Raw genomic sequence first — 2,089 nt, 5'->3', positions numbered from 1 at the left:
CTCAACAGCGTGGGAAAATATATTTCCGTGATATTGGAGATTATCTCACAAGAGAAAAAAAGCTTAAGACAATTAAAGAATTTGGTAGCATTAATGGTATTACACGAAGTAAACAAGGTTGGCAAATAATCACACCAGATAAACATGGTGATTGGCTTGGTCAACGTGATAACAATTTCAAAGCCTTTTTAGCTATAGGTGATAAAGGTGACAAAAAAGGTCATGGTAAAAAGCTTTTTGAAAATTTTTCGTGTGGTGTTGTAACTAGCCGTGATGCTTGGGTATACAATTCAAGCCATGAAGTTTTAGCGAAAAACATAAGTAATATGATTGCCTTCTATAACAGTGAAGTAAAGCGTTTTAATAATGCTTATGGACATGTTGATCGTAGGATACGTAAAAATGCTGTAGACAATTTCGTCAATACAGATACGAGAAAAATCAGTTGGAGCCGTGCTCTTAAACAAGATTTAGCAAAAGGAAAGGTTTTTAAATTTGAAGCTACATGCCTTATGCAAAGTTTATATCGTCCTTTTACACAACAGTGGCTCTATTACAATCGTGCCTTTAATGAAATGGTTTTACAAATGCCGCGAATATTTCCGATAGGGGAAACGGTTGAAAATATGGTAATACAAATTACAGGTATAGGAGCAAGAAGATTTTCTGTATTGATGAATAAAGCCTTACCTAGTTTAGATGCAATAGAAAAAGGTCAATGCTTTCCAAGATATTTTTACGAACACACTCCAGTTTCAAAGAGTAAAAATAAAAACCAATCCCTTTTATTTACAAACTCTATAGAAGAAAGCACAACAGCTGGTTTACAAAGGCGTGATGCCATTACTGATGAGGGACTAGAACATTTTAAAGCCGCTTATCCTAATCAAATCATAACAAAAGATGATTTGTTCTATTATGTTTATGGGATTTTACATTCGGAAGATTATCGCGCCCGTTATGCTGATAATTTATGCAAAGAATTGCCTCGTATCCCTTGTGTAAAAACTGCTGAAGATTTTTGGATGTTTGTAACAGCAGGACGTGAATTGGGTCATTTGCACGTGAATTATGAAACTGTAGAACCTTATCCAGTCACATTTAAGAAGGGTAATCCAAAAGTTACCGAGATCTCTAATCCCGAAGAATTTTACTACGTTACAGAAATGAAATTCGCTGGAAATAATAAGGAAAAAGATAAATCGATTGTTTTTTATAATAACAATATCATCATGACAGATATACCTCTTGACGCTTATGAGTATATCGTCAATGGCAAGCCTGCTCTTGAATGGGTTATGGGGCGTCAATGTGTAAAGACTGATAAAAAGAGTGGCATTGTTAATGATGCCAATCGCTATGCTGTTGAAACCGTTGGCAACCCTGCCTACCCTCTAGAGTTATTTCAGAGGGTTATTACTGTAAGTCTAGAAACAATGAAAATCGTTAAGAACTTACCCAAATTGGTATTAAGAGAAACTGAATAACTTATAAAGCATGCTCACGTAATGGGTATGATAAACGCATAAGGGGTATAAGGTCTTATACCTATAGGTTCCTATACCCCTTTATACATTGCTTACATATAATCTTTAAAAGGATAATTTATCATGCGTTATTCTAAAAAGAAAAAACTTGCACTTTTAGATACTCTCATTTGGATTGCTTTAAGATTTATAAGAAACCCCATCTTAAATAGAGTTAGATTTTTTTACATTGCCTTTAAGAGGTTATACCGTAATCTAAAATGAGTGCTTTATTGTTTTCAAAAGCTTTATTTAAAGAGAGTTATATATATATTCATTTTCTTATATTACTTATAGGTTTTGAAGGTTTCTCACACCCTCAAAATACCTTCAAAAATATACCGTTGGTTGTATTTATAGGTTGTGTTTTAATATAGGTTGTATCTCTAAAATGCTAATATATTGAAATATAATGACTTTTATTTTTCGATTGAAAAAAAATATATAACAGGGGGTAAAAGGAACCCTCAAAATACTCAAAATCCTCAAAACTCATAACCATAATGGTCTTGATAGCATTTATTATGATTATAATCCCTTTCTTTTGAAAGGCTTTAAAAGAT

Annotated in this window: 1 protein-coding gene; it reads left to right on the top strand. The window is 32.9% G+C overall.

Annotated features, from left to right (window positions below; translation table 11 throughout):
- The coding region (locus ACFIN0_RS09595; RefSeq protein ID WP_375702435.1) for a type ISP restriction/modification enzyme at positions 1-1,487 on the top strand (1,487 nt) is incomplete at its 5' end.
- Positions 1,488-2,089: the final 602 nt, after the last annotated feature.

It is taken from the genome of Bartonella sp. AA89HNZF (assembly GCF_042196905.1).
Lineage (GTDB): Bacteria > Pseudomonadota > Alphaproteobacteria > Rhizobiales > Rhizobiaceae > Bartonella.
This window is presented reverse-complemented; position numbering and strand designations above follow the sequence as displayed.